This is a genomic window from Aquimarina sp. AD1, from assembly GCF_003443695.1.
Taxonomy (GTDB): Bacteria; Bacteroidota; Bacteroidia; order Flavobacteriales; family Flavobacteriaceae; genus Aquimarina; species Aquimarina latercula.
Window position 1 is genome coordinate 3,368,520 of sequence record NZ_CP031966.1, and the last position, 22,136, is coordinate 3,390,655.

13 protein-coding genes are annotated in these 22,136 nt (G+C 33.6%); 12 read left to right on the plus strand and 1 reads right to left on the minus strand.

Annotation, left to right across the window (positions count from 1 at the left end; all coding sequences use genetic code 11):
• Positions 1-142 precede the first annotated feature (142 nt).
• Together dnaE and D1815_RS14580 are read left to right on the plus strand one after the other, a co-directional pair.
• Positions 143-4,528, plus strand: a complete 4,386-nt coding sequence (gene dnaE / locus D1815_RS14575; protein ID WP_118387841.1) for a DNA polymerase III subunit alpha — start codon at positions 143-145, stop codon at positions 4,526-4,528.
• 425 nt (positions 4,529-4,953) lie between these two features.
• Positions 4,954-6,330, plus strand: coding sequence for a hypothetical protein (locus tag D1815_RS14580; RefSeq protein ID WP_233557521.1), 1,377 nt, complete (start codon positions 4,954-4,956; stop codon positions 6,328-6,330).
• A gap of 134 nt (positions 6,331-6,464) precedes the next feature.
• On the opposite strand, the gene D1815_RS14585 is transcribed toward D1815_RS14580, so the two are convergent.
• Positions 6,465-8,012, minus strand: a complete 1,548-nt coding sequence (locus D1815_RS14585; protein ID WP_118387843.1) for a thiol-activated cytolysin family protein — start codon at positions 8,010-8,012, stop codon at positions 6,465-6,467.
• Between the two features lie 311 nt (positions 8,013-8,323).
• On the opposite strand from D1815_RS14585, the gene D1815_RS14590 reads away from it, so the two are divergent.
• From D1815_RS14590 to D1815_RS14640, 10 genes are all read left to right on the plus strand, one after another.
• Complete coding sequence (locus D1815_RS14590) at positions 8,324-10,204, plus strand: tetratricopeptide repeat protein (protein ID WP_118387845.1); 1,881 nt, start codon at positions 8,324-8,326, stop codon at positions 10,202-10,204.
• A 50-nt stretch (positions 10,205-10,254) separates the two neighbouring features.
• On the plus strand, positions 10,255-11,484 hold the full coding sequence (locus D1815_RS14595; RefSeq protein WP_118387847.1) for a multiheme c-type cytochrome: 1,230 nt from the start codon (positions 10,255-10,257) through the stop codon (positions 11,482-11,484).
• 180 nt (positions 11,485-11,664) lie between these two features.
• On the plus strand, positions 11,665-11,982 hold the full coding sequence (trxA, locus tag D1815_RS14600; protein ID WP_027394894.1) for a thioredoxin: 318 nt from the start codon (positions 11,665-11,667) through the stop codon (positions 11,980-11,982).
• A gap of 912 nt (positions 11,983-12,894) precedes the next feature.
• On the plus strand, positions 12,895-15,150 hold the full coding sequence (locus tag D1815_RS14610; protein ID WP_118387851.1) for a tyrosinase family protein: 2,256 nt from the start codon (positions 12,895-12,897) through the stop codon (positions 15,148-15,150).
• A 16-nt stretch (positions 15,151-15,166) separates the two neighbouring features.
• A complete protein-coding gene (locus tag D1815_RS14615) occupies positions 15,167-17,380 on the plus strand; it encodes a LodA/GoxA family CTQ-dependent oxidase (RefSeq protein ID WP_118387853.1) in 2,214 nt (737 codons plus the stop codon).
• A gap of 6 nt (positions 17,381-17,386) precedes the next feature.
• Positions 17,387-17,830 carry a hypothetical protein gene (locus D1815_RS14620; protein ID WP_108804918.1) on the plus strand — a complete coding sequence of 148 codons (444 nt, stop codon included), beginning with the start codon at positions 17,387-17,389 and terminating at the stop codon, positions 17,828-17,830.
• Positions 17,830-18,978: an NAD(P)/FAD-dependent oxidoreductase gene (locus tag D1815_RS14625; RefSeq protein WP_158594420.1), complete on the plus strand. Its 1,149-nt coding sequence runs from the start codon at positions 17,830-17,832 to the stop codon at positions 18,976-18,978. The genes D1815_RS14620 and D1815_RS14625 overlap by 1 nt, the downstream gene beginning before the upstream one ends.
• Positions 18,979-18,999: 21 nt before the next feature.
• Entirely contained in the window at positions 19,000-20,625 is a 1,626-nt protein-coding gene (locus D1815_RS14630; RefSeq protein ID WP_118387856.1) for a hypothetical protein, read from the plus strand.
• 110 nt (positions 20,626-20,735) lie between these two features.
• On the plus strand, positions 20,736-21,170 hold the full coding sequence (locus tag D1815_RS14635; RefSeq protein ID WP_118387858.1) for a hypothetical protein: 435 nt from the start codon (positions 20,736-20,738) through the stop codon (positions 21,168-21,170).
• A gap of 64 nt (positions 21,171-21,234) precedes the next feature.
• Entirely contained in the window at positions 21,235-22,131 is an 897-nt protein-coding gene (locus D1815_RS14640; RefSeq protein ID WP_118387860.1) for a metallophosphoesterase family protein, read from the plus strand.
• Positions 22,132-22,136 lie beyond the last annotated feature (5 nt).

The window sequence follows — 22,136 nt, forward strand, 5'->3', positions numbered from 1 at the left end:
CTTTAATAATATCACAAAGAATACTTCAGACATTAATAGTTAATAAATCTGAATAACTTTTAACCAATGTAACCTATCATTTTGGTTATTTTTGTGAATCACTTCCTTTGGAAGCTTGAACTTTCTCGAAACTGATCTTTTTATGTATTTAATTTTTGATACCGAAACCACAGGTTTACCTAAACGCTGGGATGCTCCTATAAGTGACACTGATAATTGGCCAAGGTGTATACAGATTGCTTGGCAATTACATGATGAAATGGGGAACTGTATCGAGCATCAAGATTATTTAGTAAAACCTGAAGGATTTAACATTCCTTATGACGCAGAAAAAATACATGGGATTTCCACTGCTCTAGCAGAACAAGATGGTATTACTCTAGAAGAAGTTTTAGAGAAATTTAATATCGCCTTATCAAAAACTAAATTCGTTGTAGGTCAGAATGTTGGCTTTGATGTTAATATTATGGGAGCTGAGTTTTACAGACTTGGTGTTGACAATGCACTACAAGAATTACCCGTTCTGGATACCTGTACAGAAACTACTGCTAGCTTATGTCAGATTCCCGGAGGACGTGGAGGAAAATTTAAACTTCCAACGTTAACAGAATTACATCAGTATTTATTTGGAACTGCATTTGGAGAAGCACATAACGCAACAGCTGATGTAGAAGCTACCACTAGGTGTTTTCTGGAACTAATACGTAAACAAGTTTTTACTCAAGAAGAACTTGACGTACAACCAGATTATTTCCAAAACTTTAAAGAAATTAATAAAGAGCCTATTCAATTAATAGGTCTTAAGCACATAAATCTAAAGAAAGCTTCTCAAAAAATACAGGAAGCACTGAATCAACAAGGTGGTTCTGATATTTCTCAACAAGAAATTAAGGATAATATTGCCGCCCTGGATTCTGTAAACTTCGCACACCTGCATAATCATACTCAATTTTCCGTTTTACAATCAACCACTAGTATTCCTGATTTAGTAAAAGAAACTGCCAAACATAAAATGACAGCAGTAGCGATGACAGATCATGCTAATATGATGGGAGCTTTTCATTTCGTTTCTGCTGTTACAAATCACAATAAAAGTGTAAAATCAGCAAATGCAGAAGCTATAGAAAACGGCGAAGAACCTACAGGTGTAGAAATAAAACCAATCGTGGGTGTTGAATTCTTTGTTTGTGAAAATCATAAAGATAAAACGAGAAAAGATAACGGTTATCAAATAGTTTTACTTGCCAAAAACAAAAATGGATATCACAATTTAGCAAAAATGTCTTCTATAGGTTTTGTAGATGGATTCTACTATTTACCAAGAATTGATAAAGAAGTCATTAAACAATATAAAGAGGATATCATTGTACTCACAGGAAACCTCTATGGAGAAGTTCCGAGTAAAGTATTAAACATTGGCGAAAAACAAGCAGAGGAAGCTTTATTGTGGTGGAAAGAAGAGTTTGGAGATGACTTGTATATAGAGGTTATGCGCCATAATCAAGAGGATGAAAATCGTGTAAACCAAGTTCTGATAGATTTCTCCAAAAAACACAATATCAAAACCATTGCCTCTAACAATACTTATTATTGTGAAAAAGAAGATGCCAATGCCCACGATATTCTTTTATGTGTAAAGGATGGAGAAAAACAGGCTACGCCAATTGGTAGAGGAAGAGGATATCGCTACGGTCTACCAAACCAAGAATATTATTTTAAATCTTCTGAGGAGATGAAAAATTTATTCAAAGATCTTCCTGAAGCTATTATTAACATACAAGAGGTTATTGACAAAATAGAGCCTTTTGTACTAGCAAGAGATGTACTTTTACCAGCATTTAATATTCCTGAAAAATTTCAATTCGAAGAAGATCTGGCAGACGGAGGTAAAAGAGGAGAAAACGCCTATCTAAGACATATCACTTATGAAGGTGCAAAAATACGATATGGAGAAATCACTCCTTCTATAGATGAAAGACTAGATTTTGAATTAAAGGTAATTGAAAAAACAGGATACCCTGGGTATTTCCTAATTGTAGAAGATTTTATACGCGCCGCAAGAGATATGGGAGTCTCTGTTGGGCCAGGAAGAGGGTCTGCAGCAGGATCTGCCGTTGCCTATTGTTTATGGATTACTAATCTAGACCCAATTAAGTATGATTTACTTTTTGAGAGATTCTTAAATCCGGATCGTGTAAGTATGCCCGATATTGATATTGATTTCGATGATGAAGGACGTGGACGAGTAATGGACTATGTGATTGAAAAATATGGCGCCAATCAAGTAGCGCAAATTATTACATATGGTACTATGGCAGCAAAATCTTCTATAAGGGATACTGCTCGTGTACTTGATCTACCTCTTGGAGACTCAGATCGTATTGCCAAATTGATCCCTAACATGTCCAAACTAGGTAAAATATTTGGAGTAGATGAAGCTACATTAAAAAAGAAGTTTAGAAGTGATGAGCTAGAAAAAGTACACGAACTTCTTAAAATTGCTGAAGGGAATGACTTAGAAGCTGAAACCTTAAATCAAGCAAGAATACTCGAGGGTTCAGTACGAAATACAGGAATCCATGCTTGTGGAGTCATTATTACACCCGATGATATTACAAAGTTTGTTCCGGTTGCTTTAGCAAAGGATTCCGACATGTACTGTACACAGTTTGACAATTCTGTTGTAGAGGATGCTGGATTACTAAAAATGGATTTCCTAGGGTTAAAGACACTAACTCTAATAAAAGATACGGTTAAAATTGTAAAAGCAAAACATGATGTAGATCTCGACCCAGAGAATTTCCCACTAGATGATGAAGAAACTTATGCTTTGTTCCAACGAGGAGAAACAGTTGGAGTATTCCAATATGAATCTCCGGGAATGCAAAAATACATGAAGGAACTTAAACCTACTGTTTTTGCTGATCTTATCGCAATGAATGCGTTGTATCGTCCAGGTCCTTTAGAATATATCCCTAGTTTTATTAATAGAAAACACGGTACCGAAGAAATTATATATGACCTAGAAGCCTGCGAAGAATACCTAAAAGAAACATACGGAATCACAGTATACCAAGAGCAAGTAATGCTTCTATCCCAAAAACTTGCGGATTTCACTAAAGGTGAAGCCGATGTACTTCGTAAAGCGATGGGTAAAAAGCAAAAGGCTGTTTTGGATAAAATGAAACCAAAATTCATTGAACAAGCCGCTGCAAAGGGTCACGCCGAAGACAAATTAGAAAAAATATGGAAAGATTGGGAAGCTTTTGCTGCCTATGCATTTAATAAATCCCACTCTACCTGCTACGCTTGGATTGCCTACCAAACAGCCTACCTAAAAGCACATTATCCTGCGGAGTACATGGCTGCTGTACTTTCTAATAACATGAACGATATTAAGCAAGTTACTTTTTTCATGGAAGAATGTAAACGCATGAAATTAGATGTATTGGGACCAGATGTTAACGAATCTTACAGAAAGTTCTCTGTAAACAAAGATGGTGCTGTTCGATTTGGTATGGGAGCAATAAAAGGTGTAGGAACAGGAGCTGTAGCTACTATTGTAGAAAACAGAAAAGAGGATGGTCCATACAAATCTATTTTTGACATGGCAAAACGAATTGACTTGCGTGCTGCCAATAAAAAAGCATTTGAAAGTCTAGCGCTTGCAGGAGGTTTCGACTCATTCTTAGAAACACATAGAGGTCAATATTTTCATCAAGATGGAGATAGCGTTACGTTTCTTGAGAAAGCTATGAAATATGGATCTAAGTATCAAGAAAATGAAAACTCTTCTCAAGTAAGCTTATTCGGAGAAGCTAGTGATGTACAAATACCTGAACCTGTAGTTCCCCCTTGCGAAGAATGGGGAACCATGGAAAAACTTGCCAGAGAAAAAGAAGTAGTAGGAATCTATTTATCTGGTCATCCATTAGATGATTTTAAATACGAAATGAAATATTTCTGCAATGGAACGCTATTAAATTTTGCGGATTTAGAAAATAACTTGAACCGAGAAATCTCATTTGGAGGTGTAATTACTGGTGTAGAGCATCGAACTTCTAAAAACGGAAAAGGTTGGGCAACCTTTACTATCGAAGATTATAATACCGCCCATGAATTTAGAATTTTTGGTGAAGACTACCTGAAACACAGACCATTTCTAGTACAAAGTACTTTTGTTTATGCGAAAGCTTTTATTAAAGAAGGCTGGGTAAATCGAGATACTGGTAAAAAAGGAGATCCAAGAATACAATTTAATAGCTTTCAGTTATTACACGATGTTATGGAAACGTATGCCAGAAAACTAACAATACAATTAGATATTAATGACCTTTCTGATAAGCGTATTGATGGTTTAAAAGAACTATTAACCGAGCATTCTGGGAATCATACGTTGAATTTTGTAATCTTCGAAATGGCGGAAAAACTAAAATTACATATGCCAAGTAGAAAACAAAAAGTTAATATTTCTCCAGAATTACTAACCGCTTTAGAAAACGATTCTGTATACTATAAATTGAATTAAAATTTATAGTAATTCCTTTTTTTATAACTAGAGATTTTTAGATTCTTTATAAAACAGAAAATCTAAAAAACCTTCCTATAAAAAAAACAAAAATAACAATACCACATGTTAGTTACCTAACACTTACAAAATTTTCACACACTCTTAAAAAGTGAAAAAATATAATAATTATTTGTTAAAAACTTAATTTTAAAAAATAATTATCCTTGCTGAAATTAAAAACAAAGTACTAACAATCAGTTATTTACATAAATTTATTTTGGTTTCGAAAGTATTATTTTTCTCATTTTAACATTACCTCCTGTAAGTACAAAATATCGATGTCGTCTCAAACTAGGTAAGATCTTAAGACCCTTATATAAAACGATTGGCCAATTGTTTTTCTATTTATTTTTTTCAGAATATAACTATTAAAAACACAAAAAATGAAAAATTTTAAAACCATACTTTTAAGTATTTTCACTATCTCATTATTTATGGCCTGTAGCACAGACGACACTGTGGTTACTGAAGAACAATTAACAACGAGTGAAACAGCTGAAGACGCTTTAGAAAAAGAAGCTCAATCTAAAGGACTATTTCAATCTTTAAGAGCGCTAAAAGAAGCTAAAATTCTTTTAACTACCATTCGTAAAGATGGAGGAACCCCATTTAATGTATTTAACCCCGCACTTAGATTTACAGAATCACAAAATGTTTTTTTACCTAGTGTTTTAGGAATTGATTATAGAATTGACAGATCAGTTGTTCCTGCTGGACCTACAGCTAGATTTCCAATGTTTCAAGGTTGGGAAACATTGCCTGATGGAAACCTTAGAAAAGGGTATTATGTAATTACAGAAGCTTCTGACAAATTTATGGCCAAAAAACTAGGTGTTATTTTTTCTCCTAGAATGGCCGCATCAGTAGGGTCTGGAGGAGAGCAAAAAGCATATTTTAATCGTAACGGAAGATTAGTTTTTGAAGGATCTGTAGATTTTTCTCCAAAAAGATCATTAGTAGCTGGAGCGCCTGATGGATTGTTATTCGGTTTCCCTCCTGCAGAAGCTAACCCTGGTGCTATTGCAGATTCTAAATGGTCTTCTTATGTAGTATTACCAAGTGGTGTAGTTGTTAACGCACAATTAGTAGCTAACAGTACTGGTATCCATGATAGAATTCCAAATCCAAACGGAAATAGTATCGAAGATCAAGACGACTTAAACAATCCTAATTTAGCTATTGATCAGGCATCAGTTGTAATGCAACTTTTAGATGGATGGCAAGCCGGTAAACCATACTATTTTCATATTGTTACTGACACGTCAGATCCAGGACCTGCAGCTATAGAATTAGGAGTTTTTGCTCCAAGGTTAGCTAATTTACCAACATTTGGTCTATTCCCAGGAGGGTCCATGTTGCCATTTAGTCCTACAGCAAATGGTAGAACAACTGATACTGATGGTTTTGGGGTACAAGGCTTAAATACGGCTTCTTTAAGTGATCAACAAGTACAAGATCCCACAAATACATTTCCAATAGATCCTAGAGACACAAGATATGCTCCTATGTGGGATGCACATGTAACTGAGTTTACAATTCCAGAATCAGATCGTCCAATCTTAAGAAGTTTTGACCAAGTAAATCAACTTCTCGAAGAAGGAGTTCTAATTCCTTTTAGAGGAAATGCAAATCCTAGCCCATTGGCAAATTCGTTATCAGATCTATTAACGGCTACAGGAGCCATTATCAACTGTCCTGTTATTACACAACCTGATGCTAGTGTTATTGGTACTCAAATAGGAATACCTACAAATAATTAGTAGTAACTTTTATAAACCTTTTGAAAAAGCTCAGTAACCTATAGGTGCTGAGCTTTTTTTTGCAAAAAAAGCCGGCATCAAGTTGTTGAATCACAACTTTAGACACCGACTTTACAAAAGGATAATGCTATTTTTTATTGGCAGGTTCTTACTTTCACTTCCAAGAAATCTCGATAAGATTCAAAACAATCTTCATAATCGTGAACATATCCTCCTATATTATCCGTCCATTTGTTTTCATAACCGGTACCCGCTTTTGCTCGATCTATATAATAATAAATATCGTAAGCACCATCTGGTGGAGTAATTGTAGTATTCTCCCCATCTACCTTATTTTCCACCCAAACAATATTCGCATAAGGAACACTAGCTCCATCTTTTATTTTATATTCAATGCCTATTCTAAAATTATCAACTACTGTGTTCTTAAATACTATTCGATTATGCTCACGCTTCGCAGTAGTACAATTTAATGCCACATAATCTGTAGTATACCCCATTTTAGCCAGACTATTGTCTTTTAAAAATCGTATAGTATACGCTATAGGCACTCCTGGATTGTTCCTACTATATACCGCATTTTCTCCTTTAATAATAGATTGTAAGTCTCCGAAATTTTGAGCAGAAACTGCTTCAGAAGCCACTGCAGCGTTCCCTCCAATCGTTACTGTGGTAATATTAGACTCATTCAATATTTCTTTATATTTTGCTTCTACATCTCCAGATGCATTCGTTACCCCACTTGCATAGTTAAAAGCTCCTGTTAACTCTGATTCTGTAGCCTCGGCAGTGGTTTCCATTCTAAACATAATAATCCTACCATAATTTACCGAATGCACATATGCTGGTGGAGTATCAGAATTAAATGCAGCTTCTATTCTTGATAAGGGCACATCAGCTCCAAAAACAACTGCTGGATTATCAGGTGTATCCATCGTTATTGTATAAAAAACTTGTTTAAACACCATAATAGCAACTCTTCTGGTAGATGTAGTTTCGTAATTGAACTGTGCAGAAACATCTCCTGTTGCCCACTCCGTATTCATCCCTACTTCTAAACTCATTTGTTTAGAGCTATACGATGTACTTGCAGCATAAGAAGAATTAGATGGGTTTGTGTATCCTTCATCATAGGCATTGGCATTCCAATATTCTAATGCTTCATCAATTTTAGCTTGTACATTAGAATTTATTGGATCTTCTACTCTAATATTTCCTGCTTCACCAATACCTGGCAGATCTAAACGGATTGTCATTGGTGCTCTACCTAAGGTAAATGCTTCTGGCAAACCATCTCTCATAGATTCATTTCCAACCACTAATGCTCCTGGCCAAATGATTCCTCTAGTTGGTCGTAGAATTGCCACATCTTCGAAATTCGCTTTGAGATTATAATCTACACGAACACAGGTTGTTTCTACTCCAGTATCGTAAGAGTTATCCGTAGTAGTTTCGCCTGGCGTTTTCAATAATGCTTCTCCACCAGTTTCTTCAACACCCAATAACTGATTAGCATCATAATCAAGATTATTAATAAAATCATTAATAGTATTCGCTTCGGGATTAGTAGGTTCTCCTGGAATAGCATCTTCATCCTTACTACAAGAACTGCATGCGATACAAGAACATACTAAACTAACTAATATAAACGCTTGGGGCATTTTTAAAATTGAAGTTTTCATGATTTATGTTTTTTTGATTCAACGAGTCAAAACTATTTTAAAACTCACCTTTTGCCTAATTTTCGGTATGGACAAAGTATGGACATGCATTAAAAATCAATAAGTTACCCAAGCTTATTCTCTTTTGTTTAATTGTAGGTTCACAGGGTACATTTCTCAATGTTTTCAATAGTTTGAATGATTCATAGTAAGGGAGAAAATCTATTTCAAAAGCCTTTTAATTAAAGAAATGTCTATTTCCTAAATGGACAGAACCATCTAATTACACTATTTATTACCTAACTTAGATGGAAACTAAATGACCATCTTTTATGAAGTTTTATACTCTTATACTGTTCATATTTCTTTTTAGTCTTCAGGATATATATAGCCAAAATGATAAAAAATTAGATAGTTTGCTAAACATATATCACTCACAAAAAGAAGATTCAATCAAAGCAATTACAATTAATTCATTGTTTGACCACTTCCTTTATAATGATCAGGAAAAAGCAAAAAAATATGCATTGGAACAATTGGAGCTTTCAAAAAAAATCAACTTCTCTAAAGGAATAGCTAAAGGACTTAACAATTTAGCTGTTTACTATAGTAATACAGATAAGATTGACTCTTCAAAAACATTTTACTTAAAGTCTCTCAAAATATATGATCAAAATCAAAATTTTGATGGTATAACAGGAGTAAATCATGGAATTGCAATTTTGGAATACTCTTCTGGAAACTATCAAAAAGCAATCGAACTTTTGCATGAAAATATTAAAATTTACACAACCAAATTAAATGATTCTTCAGGACTAGGTATGTCTTACGATTTTATAGGCTCAATAAATTTATATCAAGGAAACTATAATATAGCACTAAGAGAAACCTTAAAAGGTTTACGAATATTTGAGCAAATTAATGATGAAATTAGAAAAGCTGATGCTTTAAATCATTTAGCCAGTATAGAGGCTTACTTAAAAAACTATGATAAATCCATAGAATATAATAAGCAAGCACTTACTATTTACAAAGAAAAAAACGACAGATTATACGAATCTCAAGCGTTAAATGATATTGGCAACTCATATTTTTATCTAAAAGATTATGAAAATGCAATTAAATACCTAAACAAAGGTTTACCTATTTCTAGGAAAATGGGAGTAACTACCTTAGAGGCTACAATTTTGAATAATCTTGGAAAAGCCCATACGGGAATAAAACAATACAAAAAAGCAACTACCTATCTTGATCAAAGTTTATCCATATTACAAAAAACAGATAACAAAAATAAAATTATTGAAGTATTAAATGATCTGGGTAAAACATATAATTCTATAAATAATCCAATTAAAGCTAAGGCTTTTTTAAATAAATCTATAAAACTAGCCACAGAAATCGGTGTAAAAGGAAACCTACAAATAGGCTATTTTAATAGATCAGAATCCTATGAAAAGCTTGGGGATTTTAAAAATTCATTAAGTGATTTTAAAAATTTAAAAACAATAAGTGATACCATATTCAATACTAAAAAGTCACAGCAGATAGAGGAACTCAAAATTATATATGAAACCGAAAAAAAAGAAGCTGCGATTGCTTTGCAAAAAGAAGAAATAAAAAACCTAAACCAACAGGTAGAAATCAGCAATCTTCGTAAAACATTATATGCTGGAGGTATGATCTCGTTTATAGCTGTCTCCGGCTTACTATTCTTCGGATTTAAACAACGAATAAAAAAGAACAAAATAGAGCGCGAAAAACAAGAAGAAATTTACAAACAAGAAATCGAATTCAAAAAGAAAGAACTGACTTCGCAAACGCTGCATTTAGTGCAAAAGAATAGTTTCATTCAGGAATTAAAAGAAAACCTCGAACGTATTAAAAACTCACCAGAACTTTTTAAAGTAGAATTCAGACGCTTGGTATTATTATTAAAAAAAGAAAGCGCTGAAGACAAAGATTGGGAAGTGTTTAAATCTTATTTCGCAGATGTACATAACAACTTTGATAATAAACTCAAATCAATCTACTCGGAAATCTCCGAAAAAGAAATACGATTGGCGTCTTTTTTAAGAATGAATCTTACTACCAAAGAAATTGCTACCATGCTGAATGTTTTACCGGATAGCGTATTAAAATCAAAATATCGTTTAAAAAAGAAACTGAATTTAGATAAAGAAACGGATCTATATCAATTCTTGAACACCTTATAAATTTATTAAACACTAAATTACCCTATCTTGTATGATATTCTAAAAATTTTATGAAAAAGCGTATTTTATACATAAGTAGTGTTATTATTATTCTAGTTGGCACTATTAGCTATTTCTCTTTATCTACAAAAACATCAAATAACACAAACGAATATATAGCGATTACTCCAATTGCCACTCATATCAACGGAATGGATTTTATAGATTCTGCAACTTGTGTAGAATGCCATGCTCAAATAGTGGAGGACCATTATAAAACAGCACATTTTAACTCCTTGCAAACTGCAAATAAAAACACCATAAAAGGTAGTTTTGACAAAAATAAAAACACATTAAAATTAAACAACAAAGTTACTTTTAACTTTATTAAAAAAGATTCTGGGTTTTACCAAGAACCCGTATTTAATAATCAAAACACTCCCTTTTACTCTGCCAAAATGGATATTGTAGTAGGTTCCGGAACTAAAGGACAATCATATTTAATGTGGAATAACAATAATTTATTGCAACTACAGGCATCTTATTTTACTCCCACGGATAGTTGGATTAATAGCCCAGGAGCTCCAGATCAACTAGCTCCAGCAAGACCCGTATTAGAACGTTGTTTAGAATGTCACACTACATACGCGCAAAATATTACGGGAGACAAAAACAGTAATCAATTTCACAAAAAGAACTTTGTTTATGGTATTGATTGTCAAAGATGTCACGGCCCTGTAAAGAAACACCTAGTATATCATAAACAAAACCCTACGGATAAAATTGCTAAACATATTATAAAATATAGTTCTTTATCTCGACAGCAAAGATTAGATGCATGTGCGCTATGTCATTCTGGCTTAAGAACAGAAACCACAGAACGTGCATTTTCTTTTGCAATTGGAGATACATTAAAGAAGTTTTCATTTCCTGATTACGACGAGTCCAGTTTAAAAGATCTTGATGTACATGGAAATCAATACGGTTTACTAAAAGCTAGTAAATGTTTTACAAATAGCAATTCTCTTGATTGTACTACATGCCATAACCCTCATAAAAAGGAAAGAGGAAACATCTCTTCATTTAACCAAAAATGTATGGATTGCCATACATCGTTATCAAAACCAATCAATTGTTCTGGTGATAACAATGAAATTAAAAAAATGGGAAATAACTGCATCCAATGTCATATGCCTTTAGTAAAAAGTGAAACTATGAAGATACAGATTTCAAAAAATGAAGAAATTTCTGTTGATGTTAGAACACATCTTATAGGCATCTATAACCTGAAGAATAATTAACCAGTAAATAAAATAATAAAAACAATTATTCTAAGTCAGAACAATTTAATAGTATATTTGGGTATCAGCAAATTCAATACCCCTATAGTCAAAACTAATATTATGACTGTAAGCTTTGGGAGAATTATTGACTAATTTTGTGAAATTAAAAATGAATAAAAATTTAAATAATAAATAACTATGGCATTAGAAATAACAGATGCTACTTTTGATGAAGTAGTACTTAAGAGTGATAAACCGGTATTAGTTGATTTTTGGGCAGCATGGTGTGGCCCTTGTAGAATGGTAGGTCCTATCATCGAACAAATCAGCGAAGAGTATGATGGAAAAGCAGTAGTAGGTAAAGTAGATGTAGATGCAAATCAAGAATTTGCGGCAAAATATGGAGTAAGAAATATCCCTACTGTATTAGTTTTTCAAAATGGAGAAGTAGTTGGTCGCCAAGTAGGTGTTTCTCCTAAGAATGTTTATGCAGAAGCTTTAGATTCTTTAATCTAAAAAAGTATATTTTTTCATATAGAGAAAGCCACATAGACATGTGGCTTTTTTGATTTTAGATTATTAAATAATGAATCTATTTTTCGTTATTGTACTGGAAGCGATACGTGGAAATTTAATAATAACACCATTAATCAGAATATACATCAAAATTGTTTGATTATATGAAAACTGTATAAATTCTCTTACTTAGGTAGATGACTGTAACCATTAATTCGCGCTATATTTAATTACATTCGCTTTTGTTTCTCAAATCAAACATTAGCAACCCCAAACAATAATCCATTTGTTTTCTTGCTTCTGTTAGTGAAAAACTATGTACTCTAATACAAAACCTGTTAGTATAATCAGAACTTGTCATAAGAAAGGGAACAATCTCATCACATATATTAAATGCTCCATTAAGAATCTTTAATTCCTCTATCATATATTAAATCGCATCCTTCCTTGTTCTTCTTTAAATAAATCGATTTGTGGAAGATCTTAAAAATTACAAATCCCGTTTCCATAAGAAACCTTATGATCTCCACGAATAGGAATCAAATCTGATTGTAATCGACCACCCGTTCGATTAAGAAGCTCATAAATAACAATGTTTTTCATTTATACTCAGTATTGTTAATCAATTGATATGCAATATAAAGACCAGAAATAATTACAATATCAACATCTTCGCGATCTGAAATTTCATTAAATTTTAGTTAGACCTGTTATTTAGAATTTAAAAAAATATAAGGAGGTGTTTCCTCAAATCTCCATCATTATTTCAAACAATAAAAAGCGTAAAAACCCCTGTATTTAAAACTAAACACGAATTAAAAACGATAAAACAGGTGTTTCTACCTATACTAAAAATTCCCCTAAATATATAGCTTTGAGAAGCAGGGCTTAACTAAAATATAACTCACTATTATGTCTGGTAAAAAGAAAATAAAATCTCAATATGAACAGGTAAAAGAAATCCTTAATTTATTACAAGGAAAAACAGTTCCTAGTTATCAAGGGTTACATGCTTTTTGGTTAGATCCAGAAACTTTTATGACGGCCTCCTTATATGGACAACGATTAATTGCGCCAAAAGATAATAATGATTCTAATCAAAACTCTAATGGATGTAGTGGAACTAAAAGTTCATCGTCTACATCAATCTCATCAAAACAACCCGCTAATAATAATCCAGGATGCTGCGGATCAAAAAAAAAGATCTCCGACACAGCGTCATTGCAACCAGCCGTAACTGCTGTGCAACAGCCGCCTACATTAGAATCGATAGGAGATTGCTGGCCATCAGGAGGTTCTGGTGGCGGTGGCAATAATCCTACTAAAAAACGAAGTGATAATTCTGCAATTATTATAGGACTTAAAGGTCAATATCCATTTGATGATAGTATTTTCCCAAAACTATTATGGGATGCAGATGCCTCTGCTTCAACGGATCAAATACAGACCATTGCTAACTGGATAGATGCTGATTGTCCCTTAACTCTAGAGGAAGAAAAAAATAATCAATCAGAAATACTAAGGGCCTCTACTACCAATAATCATGTAGCACTTGCTAAAGGAGAATTACTCCATCAAGTATCCACCAATAAAACCAATAAGGATCATCGAGATAATAAAGGGTTAACTATCAGAAAAGAAGTAAGCTCGCTAACTTCTGAAGAACTAAAAACGTTTAGAGAAGCGCTGAACTGTATGTTTCAATATACGGATTATTGGCAAGATGAAAGAAGTTTTGACTATTGGGCAAGGATTCATACAGATTCTTGTCAGCATGGATGGGAGCAATTTACCACTTGGCATCGATTATATTTATATTTTTTCGAGCAGAAACTACAAGATTATGACCCGAATATTGCTTTGCCATATTGGTCATGGACTGACTATGCAGATCAGAACAAAAATACCTTTAACAATAAGGAATATGATCTAGGAATACTGCCAGAAGCCTATGGTTGTTACCTTACCGAAAAAGGATTAAACAAATTAAAAGATCAAAAAAATTCTGAAGGTAAATCCATACTAAATAAAAAAGAAGTTTCTGCATTAGAAAAAATTGTAAAAAAAGGTACCATATACAATTCTGGTCTACGTTTTTTAAAAGCTGCCAGAATCCCTTATGAAATTATCAATGTAAATAATGTAGCTGTATGGTCAGACAAAATAAGAATCATTTACGACACTTTAAAAGAAACTAATCCATTATGGTTCCCGAATCGATGGCCAGGATCTATGGGGCCGCTTTCTCAATACCCAACAAAAGATGACATCAATTTACTTCTTTCATTGGATAACTTTGGTGATTTTGGAGGAGGACCATCATACGATCATCATTATGGATCTTTGGAAAAAGTACATAATGGTATGCATAACTTCTCTGGTGGCACGAATCCTACTTATCCAGATAATAGTGATGAATGGAAAAAAATATACCAAAAGTTAAAGCTAACTCCTGATCCTCAAAGCAAGGAAAATCCAATATATGGATGGATGACAGACAATAGAATAACGGCTTTTGATCCGTTGTTTTGGGCACATCATTCTAATGTTGATCGATTATGGGCTAGATGGCAGGAATTACATACTGGAACTCCTCAGGAAATGAATGCGGTTCTAGCACCGTGGTCTATGACAGTTCAGGATACTATGAGTATTCAAAAACTAGGATATACCTATATGAAAGATTCTGTCTTTTATAATGTATCAAGTAAAGTAGGATTAATAAAATTTAATAGCGCACCGACTAAAGTTTCTTCAAATACATTAGATACGCATCGCAAAGCAGAAATTAAAATTCATAGAGTACAACGAGGAAATCTACAAAATGCTCATATCAGAGTATTCTTAAACTCACCTAAGGCTACTATCGACACTCCTACTAATGGGAATGAACACTTTGTAGAAGAAATTTCTACGTTTCACGGAAGCTGTTATGGAGGTCCAGGACATTGTAATTTACCTCTGGACAAAACAAGGCAATTTGATTATAGACAACTACACCACCATGAACCCAGAAACTATAAAATTAATGCTACCGATGCTGTACAACGCGTCTTAAACAATGGCGATAAAGATATTACAATACAACTAGTGATCTTAGGTATTGATGGAAAACAGATTGATAATGCGGTATATATCGATGGTGTATCCTTAAACTTCATGGACTAAATAAAAGCAACATATAATGGACAACACATATACTACTTTTAAAATTCATCCAAGTATTGGAATTGCAAGACTTGGTAATACAGAGGATGACTTCTACCTTACTCCAGAGCAACCTGGGACATTACCTATTGCCTGTGATGAAATGGGAAGAGAACAAAAAGACTCAAAAGGAAATCCGATAAGAGTAAGCTCTTTTAAAGACAGTAGTGATCTTTCTAAAATTAAAAAACAAGCAGCAAGGTTTAGAGTATTTGCTTATAAAAGCGAAAAAGATACTCAAGGAGAAGAAATTAAAATAGGAGGAACTTATGATTTTGTATATCAAACTGCTGTAACAGCTCCTCGGATAGTCCAAGGAAAAGTAACCGACATTGATTGGACAGTACATTTAGCTAACAAAAAAGCTTCTTGGTATGAGTTTCAAGAAACAAATGGACAGCAAGGATATGCACCTAATCATCCTCTTAGAAATCCTGAAGTTACGCAACCAGACTTAAGAAGACAACTGATTATTGATCCAGGACCACTAACAGTAAACCTTAAAAATAATAAAGGTGCTTTTGCCAAATTCGGTTCAGAAAGTAAAAAAATGGATATTAGTAAATATAAAAAAGTATCATATCCACAAACTTTTCCTCCTTCGGATATACAACCAAATTCTATAGAAACATTAGGTAGTTTATTAGTGAATGAGCAAGAAAAAAACATCCGATTGATTGTATTAGGAGGAAATGGAAATTCCGGTTCCACAAAAACTCCTGTTATAGAAAGTTTTGTTAATAACAATGGCTGGTTTGATGATATTTCAGATGGACCTGTGACTGCAAAAATCGAGTACACCTTCACAGATATTACTTATGAAGGTGATAAAGAAATAAAAACCAAAACTACTGGAACTATGGACGTACAGGTTCCTGCTTGGGTTGTGGTTGGTTATCCACGATATGTTCCTGAAATGGAAGATATGATCACAATGGACGAAAAGATGTATGATCTTTTTGTTCGTAAAATGGCATATGATCCACAAGTCTTCGGAGTACCTCCATTCACCAAAGAAAACAATAACCCACAAACTCCAGAAGAGCTAGACATCTGGAGAAACGAAGCCCGATACAACCCAGATTATTATCCAAAATTTTACAAAGAATTATGGCCTCAATTACGAAGGCCTGATGACTTCAAATACACTTTTGTTTTTGATTTTTTTGGAGGTGGAGACCCACATAATAGAGGAACTGGAGGAAATTTGAATTATGAAACACTTTCTATTCCTCCAGAAAATGGAAAAGATCCTTATTACAGATTAAGGCAATTTATTTTAGGGATTATGAGGCAAACCGATCAACTAAACGATTATGAAGTGGAAGGCAATTATAATTCTACTTCAAACAAACCACGTTTAATGCCAATGCTTTGTGGTGATAATCCACTTAGTAATACTGCTCCTCAAAAGTTTCTATCCATGACAGAAACACAATTATTCTTTTTAAAACAATGGGCTAGCGGAAAATTTGTAAATGAATGTGTTGAGTGGGGAGAAAATAATAAAAAATGCACCAATCCTTGGTCTAGTCCGCCTAAAACTGGGATTGGAATTGACAGAGGTGTACTGAGTAATGTTTTAGGCGGTGCTTTTTGTCCAGGAGGAGAACTCTCTTGGATTGTAGATAATCCTGCCATCTATAGTGAACCGTATAGAATCAAACACGCTACATATATAGCAGGAGGACTAAGCCTTCCTCAACCTATTGCCAATCAAGATGGCAGTGCAGCTCCAAACCTTTCTAAAGGTCTAGAACCAGGGGATCTTACCAAATATATAGGAATTCCTTGGCAAGCAGATTTTCATGAATGTACATTTCAGAATATAAATACCACCTATGAAAAATGGAATACTATTTATCCTGAATCCGTTGGAGATCCGGTAGAACAGCAAATAGCGTATAACATTCCTTGGTGGCCTGCTCACAGGCCTATTGTAGTGCCTGAATCTCCAAATGGTCCACAGGTTTATTGGGCATCTGGAATCCCTAATAACAATGCTGGAGATTTACAAATGGTTCAAGCCTGGAAAGACCTAGGGTTTTTAATAACTGAAGGAACCGGAATTACAAGACAATTTTATCAGATAGAACGTAATAATGAAGCTTTAGGAGAACCTGTAAAACCAGGAGATCGTGTATTAGGGCAAAGTTTTGGAGAATCTAATAAGGAAAATAACAGAAATTAAGACATTATGAACACACCAATTAATTCAGTTCCTGAAATCCTAACCGGAACATGGACGTATCGAAGTTTTCTAAGCAATCCTGATCTAGATGCAGATTTTGATTCTTTAGAATTTGGAAGAGGAAATATTAAAATAAACGAAGCGCCTATGCAGACCTTAGATGGTTTAATATACGGTCCTGGATGGGAACTTAAACTAACAGGTAGTATTGGATATGGAAATCCTTTTACACTTCAGTTTCAAGGAAAAGGAATTGTAGGTGGTGCCGAATGGATCTATAATTATTTGGGATACTATGTACCAAATTGGATGAACGGTATAGATCAGCGACCAGCTATTGTTGGATCAATTGTTAGAGAAATACCACATCCAACGGGACCAAACGGAAAATCAACAGCTCCAGCTGGAGTAGTTGCTCAATGGATCGCTGTAAAACAAGATCCAAGTTAATGAACAACGACGCTATCACATATGATGTAATTATAATCGGCGCAGGTGTTGCTGGATGTGCTACCGCTATTTCTTTAAAAAATGAAGCTCCACACCTAAACATTGCAATTATCGAGCGTGCTTCTGAACTAAAAACTGAAGACCCAACCTCCTATAGAATAGGAGAAACATTACCGCCACACGCATCTCAACAATTACAAAATTTAGGCATATGGAAATCCTTTTTAAAATGTAATTTCATCAATGCATACGGAACTTCTGCAGCTTGGGGTTCTTCAGAATTATATCATAATGAATATATATATTCTCCTTATGGATATGGATGGCATTTAGATAGGATAGTTTTTGATCAATTTATGATTAAAGAAACTAAAAAAAAAGGAGTCTTTACCTATTTCGAGACAAGCGTAATATCTTCAGAAAAGACCTCAAACTATTGGCACCTACAAATTAACACTAAGAAAAGACAAACTGCCATAAAATGCAGCTTCGTAATTGACGCCACAGGAAAAAAAGCTGCTTTTTCTTGCCTTCAAAAAACTTTTAAAATAAAGGAAGATCAAATGGTTGGGATTTATCGCTTTTACGATATTTCTAATCAAAATGAAAATAAATCTAGGTTAGGAAATGGAACTTGCGTAGAATCTGATCCATACGGTTGGTGGTACAGCGCTACTTTACCAAATAAAACACTTGTAATTGGATACATGACAGATACTGACATTGCCAATGAAATGCAATTAAAAAAAACAACTGTTTTTAACGAACTGCTTTATAATTCCTGTTACACCTATTCTAGAACACTCAAAACAAAAAAACTTTCGGAACCTAGAGTGGTCGCAGCACACACACAATATTTAAGTTCTGTAGTAGGCAACTCTTGGCTAGCAGTAGGTGATGCAGCATCTAGTTATGACCCTATTTCATCTTTAGGAATTTTTAAATCTTTAGCTATGAGTCAATTTGCTGCCTACGCAACTTTAGATGATTTAAAAGGTAACCGATCTGGATTACATAAATATCAACAAATCATAACAAATGATTATCTAGGATACCAGAAAAAGAGACAAGAATATTATAACCAGGAAAGTCGATTTACCTCATCTCCTTTTTGGAAAAGAAGACACACAAACATCAACTATAACTAATTAACCTTAAACCTTCATATTATGAAACATGCATTACAACTTTTTAAATCGAATACGAATCGAGTCATAGCTATTTTATGTATTTCATTTATATTATTTTGCTGTAACGATAAAGTAACTGTGGAAGAAAATAATGATACAGCAGAAATAACCATAAATAATGATGATTACAAAAAAATACCTCCTCCAGTAAAATTTTCTGCTGATATCCCTGTAGATGTAAATCCAATAGTTCAAAAAAAGCTTAAAGACAAAAACCAACTATTTAAGCTTAACGAAAAATTTAATGAATACAGTTGGCAAGCTTTTATAGCAATTATGTGGCCTAGAAATGACAAGGGAGCTCCAACACCAAAATTTACAGACAAAGGGGAACCAACTTGGTTAGGATGGAAAGAAGCTTTTCAGGTATACCGCTCAGACGGCAAAACACCTGCACCTTGGGGAAGTCCAAGAACTGCTTCAGGATTAGGATTATCTAATGATGTTCTTACTAATACAAACGCTAGAGTAGTACTTTCTTCTAGGACACCAACAACCCCAAAAAATTTCGATATCGCTGATGAAGTAGACCAGGCTTTTGCAGGAAAACTTTTTGATCAAAATGGGAATGTAGTGGTATATGAAGTATTAATGAATAAGGAAGAGTTTGATTATATTATTACAAATAAGCTCTATAATATTAATGGACAAACCAAATTTTCTGAAAATGGAGTAATCGCAGATTTTCCTAAAGGTAATTATGACGAGAAACAACTTGGTGCTATAGAAATTAAATTTGCATGGAAAATCCTTACCGATAGCGATCATAAAGATCGATACTATCAGGAAGAAGGATATATTATTGGCCCAGATGGTTCTTCTTTAGTCAAAAAGGATTTGGGTATGATCGGTTTTCATATTAGTCAAAAAACTCCAACTGGAAAGCAATGGGTATGGTCCACTTTTGAACATATTGACAATCTAGATCAAAATGTAATCGAAAAAGATGGAAAAACAACTGTAATCCCTCCTTCTCTTACAAATCCTAACTGCGAAATATGTCCTGTGAATATTGATGTAACTAATGGTGGCACAACCTATACACATAACAAAGGAATACACGGAGATTTTTGGACTATTTCGAATAATAAAACTAGTAAGTATTTTGCCAATAGTGATGTTATGAAAACTCAAGCTAAACGTATGGTAGATATTCCTGTGCGAGTAATTCGAGTAAATGAAAAAATGCAAGCTTATTTTAAACAACAAAAGAGTGTTTGGCAATATTATCAGTTAATTGACACTCAATATCCAACAGATCAAAATGTACTCCCTGGAAATCATACAGAAAGTGGATACAAGGTCCCAAATTCTGTAGTCAATAAACCTGGTGGTAATCCGAATCTGGCCTTGCTGACTAATATTACTATGGAAACTTTTTTTCAGTCAGGAAACCAATCAGCCTCTAACCTAATGGAGGGAAATCCTGCTAGTGACATTACCATTTTTGGTACAGAAAGTTGTATGGGTTGTCATTCTAGTGCCGGAATCTATGAATACAAAAATGGAAAATTAACATCGGGAGATCAATTAAGTGGTGATTTTAGTTGGCTACTAGGCAAAGCGAAATGGGAAGAAGGAAAACCTAAAAAACCATCTAACTAATCTAATATATACTGAAGTTAAATTATATCAAAAAACATAAGACTTTATTCTAATAAATTAAATACCCTTTTTGCCCAAAATCAAGTTTAACTTTAAAAACGCAGCAGCAAATGTACTATTCTAAACAAAACTCTTGTTCTTGTAATACAGAAGTTTCTACAAAACAGGTTGGTAAACATACCAAGAAAATTAATGTTTTGAATATTCTATCTGCTGTTGTGTTTTTTTTATTTCCAAAATGCGCTTTCTGTTGGGCAGCTTATGCTTCTTTCTTTAGTTTTATTGGACTCGGCAAATTGGACTATAATTCTAAATGGAAGTATGTTATTCTTACTATATTTTTATCAGGAAGTATAGTCTTAATGTGGAGACATTACAAAAATAAATCTTGGATTAATATTCTTCTATACACTTTTGGACTATCTATTTTACTTCTTACCTATTACCTCAACTACAGTCAAACGTGGTGGTTATATATAGTTGCTTTTTTAATGATTCTAAGTAATTTTCATTTAAAGAAAAAACAAGTACTTAGTCATCCTTAATATTTATTAAATAGTATCCCATAAAAACATATAGTATTGTATATTTATACAAAAAGTACTGTATATGTCATCCCAATCCCGTCTGGATCGTGCTTATAAAAATGCAAAAGTTATTTCTTTTGATGACAGTTCTAAGTTCATCTTATTTAGCGATTGTCATCGAGGCGACAATAGTTTTGCAGATGACTTTGCTAATAATAGAAACATCTATTTTCACGCACTAAAGCACTATTATAATGGAGGATATACCTACTGCGAATTAGGAGATGGAGATGAACTATGGGAAAATCTTAATTTCGAAATCATTCTTAGAGCTCATAAAAATGTCTATGAGTTATTACAGAAATTCTTTTTTGAAAATAGACTAGAAATGATTTGGGGAAATCATGATATGGTATATCGAGATCCAAAATATGTGAAAAAATATTTAAGCTCTTATTTTGATCGAAAAACAAATAAAGAAACACCACTTTTTCCGGATATAATATTCCAAGAAGCTATTATATTAAAACATACAACATCCAATCAAGAGATTTTTTTATTACACGGACATCAAGCAGATTTCATGAATTATGTAGGTTGGAGAATTAATAGATTTTTGGTTCGTTTTTTATGGAAACCTCTACAAGTGGTAGGAATAGCAGACCCTACAAGTCCTGCCAAAAATTATAAAGAAACTATCAAGGTAGAGCGAAGAATCAAGAAATGGATTGCTAATCAAAAAAATCAGTTTACTATTATTGGTCATACGCATCGTCCTCGTTTTCCTGAAGCGGGCGAATTAGCCCTATTTAATGATGGTAGTTGTGTACATCCAAGATCAATTACTGGAATCGAAATAGAAAACGGTTGTATCACCTTGATAAAATGGCAAATTGCTACTACAGAAGATGGCTCTCTAAAAATAATTAGAGTTCCACTGGAAGGACCTCAAAAATTAACTGATTTTATTACAGAATAACATAG